This is a genomic window from Microbulbifer variabilis (genome assembly GCF_023716485.1).
Lineage (GTDB): Bacteria > Pseudomonadota > Gammaproteobacteria > Pseudomonadales > Cellvibrionaceae > Microbulbifer > Microbulbifer variabilis_B.
The window spans coordinates 4,256,949-4,270,217 of the sequence record NZ_CP092418.1 but is presented as its reverse complement, the minus strand read 5'-3'; the positions used below and the strand labels follow the sequence as shown (position 1 = coordinate 4,270,217).

General features: G+C 42.7%; 16 protein-coding genes. 8 read left to right on the top strand and 8 right to left on the bottom strand.

Going from position 1 to position 13,269, the window contains the following annotated elements; translation table 11 throughout:
- Window positions 1-82 precede the first annotated feature (82 nt).
- Window positions 83-985, top strand: a complete 903-nt coding sequence (locus MJO52_RS18735; RefSeq protein WP_252083476.1) for a hypothetical protein — start codon at window positions 83-85, stop codon at window positions 983-985.
- A 65-nt stretch (window positions 986-1,050) separates the two neighbouring features.
- Here MJO52_RS18735 and MJO52_RS18730 read toward each other — a convergent pair whose 3' ends face one another.
- Window positions 1,051-1,689: an outer membrane beta-barrel protein gene (locus tag MJO52_RS18730; protein ID WP_252083475.1), complete on the bottom strand. Its 639-nt coding sequence runs from the start codon at window positions 1,687-1,689 to the stop codon at window positions 1,051-1,053.
- 340 nt (window positions 1,690-2,029) lie between these two features.
- On the opposite strand from MJO52_RS18730, the gene MJO52_RS18725 reads away from it, so the two are divergent.
- Window positions 2,030-2,254 (top strand): hypothetical protein, encoded by a 225-nt coding sequence (locus MJO52_RS18725; RefSeq protein ID WP_252083474.1) that lies wholly within the window; start codon window positions 2,030-2,032, stop codon window positions 2,252-2,254.
- Between the two features lie 71 nt (window positions 2,255-2,325).
- Here the strand turns inward: MJO52_RS18725 and MJO52_RS18720 are convergent, their stop codons facing one another.
- Both MJO52_RS18720 and MJO52_RS18715 read right to left on the bottom strand, forming a co-directional pair.
- Window positions 2,326-2,913: an outer membrane beta-barrel protein gene (locus tag MJO52_RS18720; protein ID WP_252083473.1), complete on the bottom strand. Its 588-nt coding sequence runs from the start codon at window positions 2,911-2,913 to the stop codon at window positions 2,326-2,328.
- Window positions 2,914-3,070: 157 nt separating this feature from the next.
- Complete coding sequence (locus MJO52_RS18715; RefSeq protein ID WP_252083472.1) at window positions 3,071-3,706, bottom strand: outer membrane beta-barrel protein; 636 nt, start codon at window positions 3,704-3,706, stop codon at window positions 3,071-3,073.
- A gap of 320 nt (window positions 3,707-4,026) precedes the next feature.
- On the opposite strand from MJO52_RS18715, the gene MJO52_RS18710 reads away from it, so the two are divergent.
- The gene (locus tag MJO52_RS18710; protein WP_252083471.1) at window positions 4,027-4,281 is read left to right on the top strand and encodes a hypothetical protein; all 255 of its coding nucleotides are present in this window, start codon (window positions 4,027-4,029) and stop codon (window positions 4,279-4,281) included.
- A gap of 65 nt (window positions 4,282-4,346) precedes the next feature.
- Here MJO52_RS18710 and MJO52_RS18705 read toward each other — a convergent pair whose 3' ends face one another.
- Complete coding sequence (locus tag MJO52_RS18705) at window positions 4,347-4,532, bottom strand: hypothetical protein (protein ID WP_252083470.1); 186 nt, start codon at window positions 4,530-4,532, stop codon at window positions 4,347-4,349.
- A 787-nt stretch (window positions 4,533-5,319) separates the two neighbouring features.
- Here MJO52_RS18705 and MJO52_RS18700 point away from each other — a divergent pair.
- Window positions 5,320-6,771, top strand: a complete 1,452-nt coding sequence (locus tag MJO52_RS18700; RefSeq protein WP_252083469.1) for an aryl-sulfate sulfotransferase — start codon at window positions 5,320-5,322, stop codon at window positions 6,769-6,771.
- Between the two features lie 204 nt (window positions 6,772-6,975).
- On the opposite strand, the gene MJO52_RS18695 is transcribed toward MJO52_RS18700, so the two are convergent.
- From MJO52_RS18695 to MJO52_RS18685, 3 genes are all read right to left on the bottom strand, one after another.
- A complete protein-coding gene (locus MJO52_RS18695; protein WP_252083468.1) occupies window positions 6,976-7,272 on the bottom strand; it encodes a putative quinol monooxygenase in 297 nt (98 codons plus the stop codon).
- A 20-nt stretch (window positions 7,273-7,292) separates the two neighbouring features.
- Complete coding sequence (locus MJO52_RS18690; protein WP_252083467.1) at window positions 7,293-7,745, bottom strand: DMT family transporter; 453 nt, start codon at window positions 7,743-7,745, stop codon at window positions 7,293-7,295.
- A 144-nt stretch (window positions 7,746-7,889) separates the two neighbouring features.
- Window positions 7,890-8,564: a type 1 glutamine amidotransferase domain-containing protein gene (locus MJO52_RS18685; RefSeq protein ID WP_252083466.1), complete on the bottom strand. Its 675-nt coding sequence runs from the start codon at window positions 8,562-8,564 to the stop codon at window positions 7,890-7,892.
- A gap of 114 nt (window positions 8,565-8,678) precedes the next feature.
- Here MJO52_RS18685 and MJO52_RS18680 point away from each other — a divergent pair, with 114 nt between their 5' ends.
- Both MJO52_RS18680 and MJO52_RS18675 read left to right on the top strand, forming a co-directional pair.
- Window positions 8,679-9,560: a LysR family transcriptional regulator gene (locus MJO52_RS18680; protein ID WP_252083465.1), complete on the top strand. Its 882-nt coding sequence runs from the start codon at window positions 8,679-8,681 to the stop codon at window positions 9,558-9,560.
- Between the two features lie 2 nt (window positions 9,561-9,562).
- Window positions 9,563-9,880 (top strand): cupin domain-containing protein, encoded by a 318-nt coding sequence (locus MJO52_RS18675; RefSeq protein ID WP_252083464.1) that lies wholly within the window; start codon window positions 9,563-9,565, stop codon window positions 9,878-9,880.
- Window positions 9,881-9,934: 54 nt separating this feature from the next.
- On the opposite strand, the gene MJO52_RS18670 is transcribed toward MJO52_RS18675, so the two are convergent.
- Entirely contained in the window at window positions 9,935-10,795 is an 861-nt protein-coding gene (locus tag MJO52_RS18670) for a LysR family transcriptional regulator (protein WP_252083463.1), read from the bottom strand.
- Between the two features lie 179 nt (window positions 10,796-10,974).
- Here MJO52_RS18670 and MJO52_RS18665 point away from each other — a divergent pair, with 179 nt between their 5' ends.
- Entirely contained in the window at window positions 10,975-12,396 is a 1,422-nt protein-coding gene (locus MJO52_RS18665) for an aromatic amino acid ammonia-lyase (protein WP_252083462.1), read from the top strand.
- Window positions 12,393-13,253, top strand: a complete 861-nt coding sequence (locus tag MJO52_RS18660) for a TauD/TfdA dioxygenase family protein (protein ID WP_252083461.1) — start codon at window positions 12,393-12,395, stop codon at window positions 13,251-13,253. The genes MJO52_RS18665 and MJO52_RS18660 overlap by 4 nt, the downstream gene beginning before the upstream one ends.
- Window positions 13,254-13,269: the final 16 nt, after the last annotated feature.

The following is a 13,269-nucleotide window of genomic DNA, read 5'->3' as shown; positions in this document are numbered from 1 at the left end:
TTCACAAGGGGGGATGGCCGAGGGGATGCGGATACTGCAGATCAGGCCAGCTTTTTCTCGATTTCTCTGTGAATCAATAGATATGAAACAATATTTCGATAAAGGCAAGAAGGGCCTGGTTGACCTTTCCCGTAAAGTGCCAGCTGAAATCACCGGCAGTTTAAAAGTTTTTCAAGAAGTAGTTGCTGGACTGCCAATATTTTCTTCTGCGGAGCGCAGTGAGAATTTTGTGCAGAGATACGATGAAAAACATTACTTTGTAATTCCCTATAAGCTCTCACAAACTGGCTTTACTCTGCACACAATGCGTTGTTTGCCTGATGATGCCCCAGAGGTAAATGATCTACCCAAACGCCGAATATTTCACTTTCCCAACTCCTATTATGAGGGGAGTTTACGTAAATTTATGGTGGAGAGCGCCGTAGAGTTATCCCTGGAAAGGGGAAATTCGGGAAAGAGTTCTCTCGAAAGACTGGCGGATGATATCGATAAACTCGATAGAAAATTGACCGTTGGTATGCTGTTAGTTGGGGGTGTTGCCGCAGTGTTTAATCCCCTGATCGGTGCCGGGCTGGCAGCCAAGGCGGTGCTGCCCGGTATGAGTGGCCTGGTCAATAAATTCGGCTTGCGCCCAGCCGGAGAAAAGCTATCGGAATTACAGAGCAAAAAAATGCTTCGTCAGGCAGTGGAAGATGTTGCCAAGCAGTTTTCTGAATCTAATACCCTCAAGGTGATCAATCCGATTCTGCAAGAATTGGAATTAGCGCTGAGAACCACTGAAGCCCAGCACGACCCATTGACCGATCCCAATTTAGCCGATGGCTCAATCCCTGAGCTAAATAGCCAACACTGGCGCGAGTTGACCGAGCGAGCAGTTTATTATGTATATAAGGGTGTGTATCGAGATAAGAAACTGGCCAAAAAGGCTCAATTGGGGCCGGAGGATTTGCGCTGGTTCGAGGTATTGTTTTCTGGGATAAAGTAGCTTTAGAATTTTTAAGAGAGAAATTCAGCAGCCAATATGGCTGCTGAAAAAAGTAAGAGCGGTCTTTAGAAATTGTAAGTCAGTCCCAGGGAGGAGAGGCTGGGTTTTCTGTCTTTCATCTCAAAAATGGTATGCTCCAAGCTCAAGCTCCAGTTGTTATTGTTCCAGCCAACAGAAATACCGTAATAAGGGTCACTTCCATCATTGGTCTCATCGGTAGTATTAATGCCATGATAGTCACCCCAATCCCACCTTGCAGAAAATTCATGTCTCTTTTGAAATTGTTCATCCCATAATTGATATCCTACGCGTGCTCCAGCGTAAAAATCTTTAGTAATATCTGTGGTGAGAAATAGACCTAGTATTTTTGTATCTGTACTGATCTTATAATCAATAGTACTGATTTCGGACATCTCGTCGCCCCATTGGCTAAAGCTCCACTCTTCATGCCGATAACTCCCTTCGGTATCTCCCAGGTCTGCAAATCCACCTTCGAGAGCAATAAATTTATTGAGGCGATATCCCAGAGTAATAGACCATCCACTAGAGTCAGATAGCTTGGTTTTAAAGCTCTCGAGCGCATCTTTCGAGGAGATATTTGTGTCTACAGACCCATAAGTGGATTTAAGGTAAAAGTTATTTTCCAGTGCTATGGTATTTGAAGCTGACAAGGCGATCGCTGTAGCCAGAATAAACCTTTTCAAGGGATATCCTTAATCAATTAAATGGTGAGTAGTGTTTGTTTATCGTGAGGTTTGAAATTCTGGTAGAGAAGAAGTTATATGTGCTCAAGTATGTGCGGTATAAATCATGTACTGATGTGACTGTTGATTTGCCAGTTATACTTCCCCAAATTTCACGCATGTTGCAACCTCTGGGAGAGACTGTCAATAGCTATCTATTACAACTGATTGAAGCCATTCGTAGAAAAGTAAAGGGAATTAAAGAGTTAAAAATGCTTCGCAAGGCTGGGGAGGCAGTGCGAAGCAACTCTTCGAATCTAATATCCTCAAAGTGATCCATCCGATCCTACAAGAATTGGAATTGGCCCTGAGAACCACTGAAGCCCAGCACGACCCATTGACCGATCCCAATTTAGCCGGTGGCTCAATTCCTGAGCTAAATAGCCAACACTGGCGCGAGTTGACCGAGCGAGCAGTTTATCATGTATATAATGACGTGTATCTGAATAAGAAACTGGCCAAAAATACTCAGTTGGGGCCGGAGGACTTGCGTTGGTTTGAGGTATTGTTTGCTGGGATAAAGTAACTTTAGAATTTTTCGAGAGAAATTCAGCAGCCGATTTGGCTGCTGAAAAATTAATTAATAAGCGGCAGTCTTTAAAAGTTGTAAGTCAGTCCCAGTGAGGAGAGGCTGGGTTTTCTTTCGTCCATTTCAAAACTGGTGTGCTCTAGACTCAAGCTCCAATTGTTGTAGTTCCAGCCGGCGGAAACACCATAATAAAGATCGTTCTCATCATTGGTATTACAATGTTTCCATTCTTTGGTGTAGTGATCTCTGTAATCGCCGTGATAGGAATAGGTTGCATTATTCTCATAATGCTCATCCCAACGTTGAAACCCTGTGCGTAACCCAATGTAAAAATCTTTGGTGATATCGGTGGTTAAAAACAGACCAAGTGTTGTTGCTTTTGTGCTAACCGTACGATTGTCGATGCTAGTAGAAAATCTCCCATAATAGGTTTTTTTATCTTTCGCCTCCCCCAGATCTACATGGCCACCTTCTATAGAAAGAAATTTATTAAAGCGATATCCCAATGTAAAAGACCAGGCATTGGGATCAGATAGATCTGTTGAGATATCTGTGTCTAATTTTCCGTAAGTAGATTTTAGATACCAGGTATTTTCCATTGCCAGAGTACTTGATGTGGAGAGGAGGATGGCGGAAGCAAGGATTATTTGTTTCAAAGGGTATCCTTAATTAAATATACAGAAACCAGCTAACTGGTTGGGTGGTGAATGATAATTGCTTTTCTTTGGAATTATAAATATGGTAGAAAATTAGTCATTGATTCTCCTGCGCTGCAGCCTGCTCGGCAGAAGAGTGAGTCTATTTTTTACTGATTCAAAAATTGTAAGTCAGTGCCAAAGAGGAAAGCCTTGGTTCTCTCTTTTCCATCTCAAAAGTGGTGTGTTCCAGGTTCAAACTCCATTTATTGTAGTTCCAGCCAACTGAAATGCCGTAATAAAGATCACTGCCGTCATTGGTTTTGTGAGTGGTTATTATGTCTTCATATTCATCCCAGTCCCAAAAGAAGACGTCATCTTTTTCTTGAAGGTGCTCATCCCAGAATTGATAGCCGATGCGTATTCCAGCATAAAAATCTTTAGTAATATCGGTAGTAAAAAATAGACCTAGTATTGTTGCTTCTGTGCTGAGGGTGTAATCATAGATATGACGCTCGTAGTTCGTACCGCCCCAGTCGCCAATGCTCGATTCTTCATGTCGATAACTCCCTTTAGCATCTCCCAGGTCTATAAACCCACCTTCGAATGCAATATGGTTATTGAGGTGATATCCTAGGGTAATAGACCACCCACTAGGGTCAGATAGCTTAGTTTCAAATCTCTCCAATGCTTCTTGGGTTGAAATATCTGTATCTACCGCCCCATAAGTGGATTTAAGGTAAAAGTTATTTTCCAGTGCTATGGTATTTGAAGCTGTCAAGGCGATCGCTGTAGCCAGAATAAACCTTTTCAAGGGACATCCTTAATCAATTAAATGATGAGTAGTGTTTGTTTATCGTGAGGTTTGAAAATCCGGTAGAGAAGAAGTTATATGTGCTCAAGTATGTGCGGTATAAATCATGTACTGATGTGACTATTGATTTGCCAGTGATACTTCCCCAAATTTCGCGCATGTTGCAACCTCTGGGAGAGACTGTCAACAGCTATCTATTACAGCAAATTACAACTGCTTGAAGCCATTCGTAGAAAAGTGATCGGAATTAAAGAGTTAAAAATGCTTCGCAAGGCTGGGGAGGTAGTGCCAAGCAATTCTTCGAACCCAATGCCCTCAAGGTGATCAACCCGATCCTACAAGAATTGGAATTAGCGCTGAGAACCACTGAAGCCCAGCACGACCCATTGACCGATCCCAATTTAGCTGATGGCTCAATCCCTGAGCTAAATAGCGAACACTGGTGCGAGTTGACCGAGCGAGCGGTTTATCATGTATATAAGGATGTGTATCGAGATAAGAGACTGGCCAAAAAGGCTCAATTGGGGCCGGAGGACTTGCGCTGGTTTGAGGTATTGTTTGCGGGGATAAAGTAGCTTTAGAGTTTTTTAAGGATAAATTCAGCAGCCGATTTGGCTGCTGAAAAAAGTAAGAGCAGTCTTTAGAAATTGTAAGTCAGCGCTAGGGAGGAGAAGCTGGGCTTTTGCTCGTCCATTTCGAAAATAGTGTGTTCCAGGCTTAGGCTCCAGTTGTTGTAGTTCCAGCCAATGAAAACTCCGTAGTAAAGATTACTACCATCATTCTCACCTTTATCTGAATCACTGATATTATCGGAAAAAGAGCTCACTTCTCTTCCTTCAAAGTCGACGCGCTCATAATTCCAGATATAGTTTTCCTTTTCTTCATATTCGGTTTCCCACAAATGAGAGCCTACACGAACTCCTGTATAGAATCTTTTTGTAATATCGGATGTTAGGGATATGCCAAGCATCTTTGTCTTAGCGCCAATATTAATTTTGTAGTTGTAATCATAGTTGCCTGATGCGTACTCACTGTAAGTGATAGAATCACTTTCCCTAATTTTTCCTTCTGTATCACCAAAGTCGGCATACCCCCCCCCTCAATAGCAAAAAAATTATTTAGGCAGTATCCTAAAGTTACTGTCCAATCTCTCTGGCTGGACAGATTTGTTTCAAAATACTCTTCACTTTACTGAGTATGAGTAGAGATATCTATATCTAACTATCCGTAAGATGACTTAAGGTAGAAGCTGTTTTCTATTGCCATAGTATTGAATGTGGAAAGAATGATTACGGAGCTGAGAGTAAATCTTTTCAAAGGATATCCTTACATCAATATAAAAATCACCTACCTGGATAAGTAGGCAGGGCGAGTAACTTGGGGAGGTAAATTGGCAGAGAGGTGAAGGATTAGTTTCTGCAGTGAATTTTTCTAACATCTGATAAATGTGTGCCAGTTCTCATTTTTGGTGCGAGTTGCAGAATCAAACACGTTTAGTCGACAATTATTAATTACGGTTAATTGCAGCCTATAAAAAAATAAACATCTTTGTAAACCATGGGTGCAATGGTTGCGTTAAACAGTTGTATTCATAACAAACTGTGAGACCCTCTATGATTAAATATATTAGGTTGGCTGTTTTTCAATCAGTATTCTTACTGTTTTTAACAGGTATTGTCCCTAAGGTTTTTGCGCAGGAAGATGATGCTGTTCAATTAGTACTCAGTGCTCACCCAGAGAACCATCTAATGGTGAATGCCAGCGTGATTACTGCGGAAGCGGCGAGAGTGGCAATAAGGTTTAAATCTGCAGATACCAGCCGACGACGTACAGCTTATAGTGAGTCAGGCACAGACCACGAAGTAACTGTCGTCGGCCTGCGCGCTGATACTACCTATCGATTTACTGCGGTTGCACTTTTAGATAGTGGTGAGGTTGTTCACAGTGAAATCGTAGAGTTTAAAACAGGATCGGTGCCTGAGGGGGTCCCCGCTGTTGAGCTTTTGAATAAAACGGTTAAGTCCGAGGGGGGCATCACTATCTTCGCGCCATCAGCGGAGAGGGATAGTACTTTCTGGGGGTTTGATGAAGAGGGAGAGGTTGTTTGGTATCTGCACGGTGATGCTCCATTAACTGGTGCCCCAGTAGCGAGAAACCTACAGGATGGGCGTTTACTTTTATTACTCAGTGGAGAGGCCCGAGTAATCTCCTTCTCTGGAGAGGTGTTGTCCTCTTTCGAATTGCCGAGTTATCACCACGATGTTCATTTGCTGGAGAATGGCAATCTGTTGGTGTTAACCAATGAAACGGGCCAGTTTGGTGAGCATTTTTTACAAGGAGATGCCATATTAGAAATTGATACTAATGGGAACACTGTGTGGGAATGGTCGGCATTTGATCACTTGGATACCAGCCGTTTCCCCGGTGCTTTGGCCAGTAGGGTTTTGGATAATGGAGCCCTTGACTGGAGCCACTCTAATGCACTGCATTATGTTCCTCAGGATAATTCCATTTTACTTTCTAGCCGCTCTCAGAGTTGGGTGGTCAGTATTGATCATCAGTCTGGTGGGGTAAATTGGATAATGGGGAGGGACTCAGATATTGAGAGCGATTTGAAGGATAAATTCTTTACACTACATACTGGTTCCTGGATGGCTTCGCAGCATGCGCCAATGTTGACAAGTAATCATGAAATTCTGATTTACGACAACAGAAATGAAGCTGAGTTGAGTGGCAATATCTACAATAGCCGTGCAGTAAAGTATCTGCTCAATACATCGACAATGAGTGCTGAGCAAACCTGGGAATACATAGCGCCTAAGTATACTCAATCATTGGGTGATGTTGATGAGCTTGCCGGTGGAAATATATTACTATGTGCCGGTGGCCCATCGGATATCAGTACGGGGAGTGATCGCAATGCTCACTTGATAGAGGTAACATCGACTAGTCCAGCGGAAACTGCGTGGGAATTAAAAGTGTACGATAGCACGATTTACCGAGCAGAGCGTGTTAGTTGGTCGGAAATGTTGACCACCAATCCTGTTTTTAATTTTCCTGAGTAATGACACAAGCGTTTAGAGGGCGTGGTCCTTATAGTTTTTTAATTCAGGGTGAATAGATTTTTTTCACTACTGATGAACCTTATAAATGTACTGCCTTTTTATGATTCAAGTGTCTCCTGTTACTTTCTGAATATTCTCCTTGGCCCACACTAATTTTGTTGTGGGCCTATAATTATTTACTCTGCTGGAGAAAATCGTATGTTTTTAATCGGAAGTATGCTGATATTTTTCGATTCTTGGTTCCTTAGCTAAAATTGGTTCTAACTCTTTTAATGATTCTTTTAAATGGGGCTCATCCCAGTGTTTTCTTTCACTTTTTTTTGAATCCCATACCTCTAACGTCATAAAGGTATCTGTTTCCTCACTCGAATATAAAATCTGATAACTCAAACATCCGCTCTCCTTTTCAGAGTTCGCTGCCAGTCTTGTCAGAATGTTCTTAGCTTTCTGTGTTTCTCCAAGTTTAGACTTTACTTTTGCCATTACATATAGAATGGACATTGTCTGATCTCCAGATATATTTATGAATTGCGTTTTACCACTAGTAAGATGCCTGTAATCATTAGAATAAATCCAATAATTCGTTTGGGGTCCAGGCTGGTTTGTTGTGCGCCAAAGAGGCCAAAATGGTCGATGGTGGCCATAGCAAACAGCTGGCCGAGTAACACAAAGGATATAGTATTGCCAACGCCGTATTTTGGTGAAACCCAGGTGACGCTGAGTACGTAAAAAGCAACTAATATCCCACCGAGATAAAGGTGCCAGGAGATATCTTTGTGAAAACCGGCTACTTGGAAACCTTCAGTTTTAAATAAGTAAATAATAGAAATGGTCAGTCCGACAAAAAACAAAATCGTCGTAGCGAGAGCAGAGCTGCCAAGCTTCACACCTAGACCGCTATTTAACGTGGCCATCACCGGGATGCCGATTCCGGCAATTAACATTAGCGACGGATAAAGAATTGAGCTAGGCACTGCTGGAACCTCACTGAAGGGGTTTTAAGGCTATAACTGCTCATGTAGATGAGTTGTGTTGGCCCACAATGGAAGCTGAAGGGTTATGGAAAGCTGGCGCAGGGACATCAGTTTGCGCCAGCATTATTGATGCGTTATTAACGGCTAGTTTATTAACTGTTTAACGATCGCTTTACCAACAGCATGTGCACTGGCTGGGTTTTGTCCAGTAATTACACGGCCATCCTCGATGACAAATTCCTGCCAGGGTTGCACTTTGTTAAATCGAGCAGATTTTCTGCTGATAGCTTCTTCAAGCAGAAAGGGGATATCTTCAATGGTGCCAAAATCGATTTCTTCTTCTCGGGTAAATGCAGTCACAGACTTAGTTGCCAGTAAGCTTTCACCATTGCTCAAAGTGATAGGCAGCAGGCCAGCTGGTCCGTGGCACACGGCAGCAAGTACGCCGCCATTTTCATAATGCTCTGCAGATAACTTGGCAAAGTCCTCGTTGCTTGCTAAGTCGGAAAGTAGACCAAACCCACCTGGATAGAACACCGCATCGTAACTAGCAGTATTCAGCTGGTTTACTGGAATAGTGTTGTTGACACGGTTCTGGAAGTCTTCATCGGCCAATACCTGGCTGTTGACCTCATCTCCTTCAATATCTGTACCGTAGAGTGGTGCTTTGCCACCTTTAATAGAGGCAATATCGTAATCAATGCCATTTTCTTTAAGTACATGCACGACATGAGTCAGCTCAGGGGAGTAGGTGCCATTAGCTTGGTCGGTTTCCCCGAGGGTTGCATGGTTGGTTACGGGAATAAGTACTTTCTTCATGAATCTGTCCTCTGTGTTAAGCATTCAGTGGGGAGGATTCTAGGTTGTCCCTGATAAGATGATAATATGAGATTTCTGTGAAATACTTTTGCTAAATAGCAATAATGGTGAAGTGTGGATACATTTGACGGTGTAGTCGAATTTGTTGCTGTAGCTGAATGCCAGGGTTTCTCTGCTGCCGCCAAACAGTTGGGGTGTAGTACCAGCCATGTGAGCCGGCAGGTGGCTCGCTTGGAGGAGCGCCTGGGGAGTGCTCTTCTGGCTAGAACAACGCGCTTGGTCAGCCTGACTCAGGCTGGGGCTGTTTATTACCAGCGCTGTAAAGAGCTGGTTGTGGGTCTGCAACAGGCCAATGAACAGCTAAGCCTGCAGCAGTATGAGCTGAGTGGCACGTTGCGCGTGAGCTGCGCTGGTTTATTTGCTGAACAGTATGTGGCTCCAGCACTGATGAATTTCGCCTTACAACACCCTGACTTAAAGATCGATATCGATTTCAACAGCCGAATGGCCAATTTTGTAGAGGATGGTATCGACTTTGCGATCCGTTATGGCCGCCTTGAGGACTCTGGGCTGGTGGCTCGCAAGCTGGCTGGCCGCCAGATGATGGCAGTTGCCAGCACGGAATATCTTGATCAATTCGGCAGGCCAATCCACCCACAGGATTTAAAATCGCACAGTTGTATTGTTGCGAATAATGAGAACTGGATATTTGATATAGAAGGCACCGAGGAGTCTATTCGCGTTAATGGACGCTGGAGAAGTAATAATGCCCATACAGTGGTTAACGCATGTGAAAAAGGCCTAGGTATTGCCTATATGCCAAAAAGCAGTTTTAACCGCTCTATAGAGTCACAACTATTAGAGCCCGTACTGGAGCCTTTTTGGGGGCGCGGAGCCAGTAGCTGGATTGTGTATCAGAATCGCCGCTTTTTACCAATACGAGCGAGAATGGCCATTGATTATCTAATGGATCACTTTTCTAGCTGGCAGGAGTAAATATGATAAATATTCTAGAAAACCTCCCGAAAAACACTGAGGTTGAGCACTTCCAGGACATCATAAAAAGTGATGCTATACGAATTGAAAGAATTGTTTCATACGGCCAGTCTTCACCGGAGGAAGGTTGGTATGATCAGAGTGAACACGAGTGGGTGCTTGTACTGAGTGGTTATGGTGTGGTGGAGTTTGACTGCGGGGAGATATGCCAGCTGAAGTCTGGTGATTGCTTATTGATAAAGGCTGGAAGAAAGCACCGGGTGATTGAGACATCCTCTGATGAGGCGACGGTATGGCTGGCAATATTTTATCGTGAATAAACTTAAAATAAAGTTCAAAAATAATTGAATTTTGTAGTTTGAATATATCTTCTGTTAATCAAAATTTTTGTAATTTGTAAGTTTAAATTCTTTAATTAGTTTCTCTGCACCTAAGCTATGGGTTATTTCCCTTCGATACACCAAGCAGATTTCATCTTTGAAGCCTGGTTGGTCTTTACTAACCCATTGAAGCTGATTTCTTCCAATTGTTTGAGCAACTCGGCCAGGAATAATACCGACCCCGACTCCCTCAAGTGTCATATTTGTGATCAGTTCGTGGCTAGAGGAAGTAATATATTGTTTATATTTGTTATTTTTTTCCATGTTTTTTAGCAGCCAGTCTGTTTGCATCAGCGCTGGGTCATAAATTAATACGTCCCTAGATTGTATTTTTTCAGGGTTATGCCAAAAACTCACCATATCATGACAGAGGTGCTTTATTATCAAATCAGGATGGGACACGGGATTTACCACAATGCCGATATCAATTTTCCAGCTGATCACTGATTCGACAATTTCCCGAGAAAGCGCGTGTTGGAAGCTTAATTCGATACCTGGATTTTGAGCAATGAATCCGGCTAGCCTTTCAGGCAGCATATGTAGAGAAATGGAGCTGTGACACCCGATAGTGAAGTGACCAACGGCTTCTTTGTTTTCGCGCAGCGCTGAGTACTTTACCTCATCCCAATCATCAAGTAACTGTTGAGCACTTTTTAATAGTCTTAACCCTGCACGAGACAATTGCACACCAGTTTTTTCTCGTATGATAACTTCTGTACCAAGCTGTCTTTCCAGCCTCTTGATAGCCGCGCTTAAACTCGGCTGCCGAATCCCTAATCTCTCTGCAGCTCTTGAGATATTTTTTGTTTTAGCAACTTCAATAAAATAATTGAGTTCATCAGCGTGTGGAAACATAGGTATAACTTATTTAGCCACTTAAAAAGCTAGTGTGTTTAAGTTGAGTCTACATCGACATTTATTTTGTTGCCATAGATATTGCCTATGGCAACCAGCGACGACATCTATTTTTCAAGTTTCAACTCCCATGCTAATTTCTTCGCCTTCCTAGTATTCAAATTATTTCTGGAGTCAGGGTGTCTACATCATCTCTAAGCTATCCGGCGGTAGCGAATGGTAGTGCGGTAACTTATGAAACTAATTTCAATTCAGTTTTAACTTTTCCTCTACATGCTTGGTATGAGTGGGGATACTTACATAATCCAATTACTGCGAGTGACATAGACCTTTCTAGAGTTAAACACTCCTATGCATTACTGCAGGAACAGCTTGGAGATGATGGAAACCCTATCTACGGTTTGCACACAAGTTATGGAGAGAATGAACGCAATCGCTTAGATCCAAGTCAGTGGAAAGAGACACAAGTCAATCTTCTGGAGTACTTAAGAGTTGGTGTTGGTGCGCCATTACCGAAATCGGTAGTCAGGCGTGCATTAAAGTTACAGGCTCTAAAAACAGCGCACGGCTTATCTGGTATCCATCCTTCCACTTATCAAGCGCTTCTTAAGCTGGCCAACAGTGAAACGCTTCCGAGAGTGCCTCGAAAAGGGAGCCTTGGAGCCAGTGGTGATTTGATTTCCATGGCCCATGCTATTTCACCACTGTTTGAACAAGGGCCAAGAGGCCCCCGTGATGTCATTGGGCTTGTAAACACCAATGCTATGATGGCTTCCTGGGCTATTGAACATGATTATCAGCTAAGAAAGCTATTAAGAGATTGTTTCAAATCTGTGGCATTAACCTCCATGGCCATAGGGGCGGGAGATGAACACTTCTCCGAAGGGTTGAGCTACGGAGAGGTGCACGGCAGTTATGCTCGTGCTGGCCAATTACTTACCCAGTTACGACGTGATTACCTGCGCTCCTCAAGAGTTATTGAGGGTGAAAAAAGCTTATTACAAGCCCGATATTCTGTTCGCTGTGCTCCCCAGATATTAGGCCACTGCCTTGATCTATTGGATTATTCAGAGGCAAAAATTCGTTCCGAAGCCACTGCTGTTGCAGATAACCCTCTAATTCTTGAATCAGGCCCATGGCATGGCGGATTGTTTTATGCGATTGGATTGGCAGCTTCTGCAGAATTTATGCAGGAAATTATCCATCGCTTAGCCGAAATGCTTGATCGACAAATATTGATTTTGATGGATCATCGCTTGAATGGAGGGCTGCCGGATAATTTAAATGCTGAATCGTTTAACCACTGTAAAGGAATTCATCAGTTATCGTCGGCTCTGTTCCAGGAAATAAAAGCTAGATCGACACCTGTGCGTCAGATGAGTTTCTCGTGTGAAGGAAACAATCAGGACTTGGTTCCCTGCGGAATGACAGCTCTCAATAATGTCAGCGACCAACTGGATAGCTTAAGGGAAATTATTCGAGCAGCGACTTTTTGCTCAGCTAGGGCAGCACTAATGCGTTCAAGTGGCGATTTGCCAGAAGCATTAAAATTAGTGAATTGGCCGCAATATACAACATCTCAATTAGAGAGCATTCTATGAATTTTAACTATTTAACAGGAAATTTTGGTATTGAGATTTCCGCTAAAGAAATTTCTGAATTAGATCTGGACACTGAGCAAACATTAAAAAATTTATGGCATGAACATGAACTTTTAGTTATCCGAGATATGGACCTGGATACTCAGGCATTTGTTAGGTTCTGCAGCTTGTTTGGGGAGCTTCAGCAGAACTATTTCTTCTTTCAAGGTCACTCAGAGGGTTATCCACAAGTTGCTAAAATTATTAAAGAGCCTGGTGAAAAGAAAAATACAGGAGGAATATGGCATCACGATCAGGGCTATTACTCCAACCCGGTAAAAGGTATCGCATTGTACGGTATTGATATTCCTTCTAAGGGTGGTGATACCCTCTTTACAAGTTCAACGCTTGCTTATGGGAGTCTGTCAACTGTAATGCAACAGTTAGTCGGTTCACTCAATGTGATACACACGACAGAGTTGATGCTTAAAAAACAGCCGCTGAAGAAATCAGTAGAAGGTAAAGATGGAGATGATTCAAGTATAGAACGAGCACTAAAATTGATGCCACTAGAATCTGCTATACATCCAGCAGTCTGTAAAAATTCTGTAACCGGTAAGCCTTTTCTCTACTTAAACCGAACTACCACCTCGCAATTTGAGGGAATGACATGCGATGAGAGTATGGGGCTTTTAAATTATTTATTTCAGCATATAGAAAAACCAGAATTCAATTGTCGAGTGCAATGGTGTCCTGGGACCTTGGTTATTTGGAATAATCACCAAGTCTTACACTATGCCGTCAATGATTACAATCAACGACGAGAATTACATCGTGTACATTTTTCTGCTGAAAAACCGATTAAGTACTATAAGTGATTAATTGGTGGATTTT

Bases quoted from the DNA above. Each gene is read 5' to 3' on its own strand.
- MJO52_RS18670 (WP_252083463.1), bottom strand. From the start codon at position 10,795: ATGTTTCCACACGCTGATGAACTCAATTATTTTATTGAAGTTGCTAAA.
- MJO52_RS18685 (WP_252083466.1), bottom strand. From the start codon at position 8,564: ATGAAGAAAGTACTTATTCCCGTAACCAACCATGCAACCCTCGGGGAA.
- MJO52_RS18735 (WP_252083476.1), top strand. From the start codon at position 83: ATGAAACAATATTTCGATAAAGGCAAGAAGGGCCTGGTTGACCTTTCC.
- MJO52_RS18695 (WP_252083468.1), bottom strand. From the start codon at position 7,272: ATGTCCATTCTATATGTAATGGCAAAAGTAAAGTCTAAACTTGGAGAA.
- MJO52_RS18675 (WP_252083464.1), top strand. From the start codon at position 9,563: ATGATAAATATTCTAGAAAACCTCCCGAAAAACACTGAGGTTGAGCAC.
- MJO52_RS18660 (WP_252083461.1), top strand. From the start codon at position 12,393: ATGAATTTTAACTATTTAACAGGAAATTTTGGTATTGAGATTTCCGCT.
- MJO52_RS18700 (WP_252083469.1), top strand. From the start codon at position 5,320: ATGATTAAATATATTAGGTTGGCTGTTTTTCAATCAGTATTCTTACTG.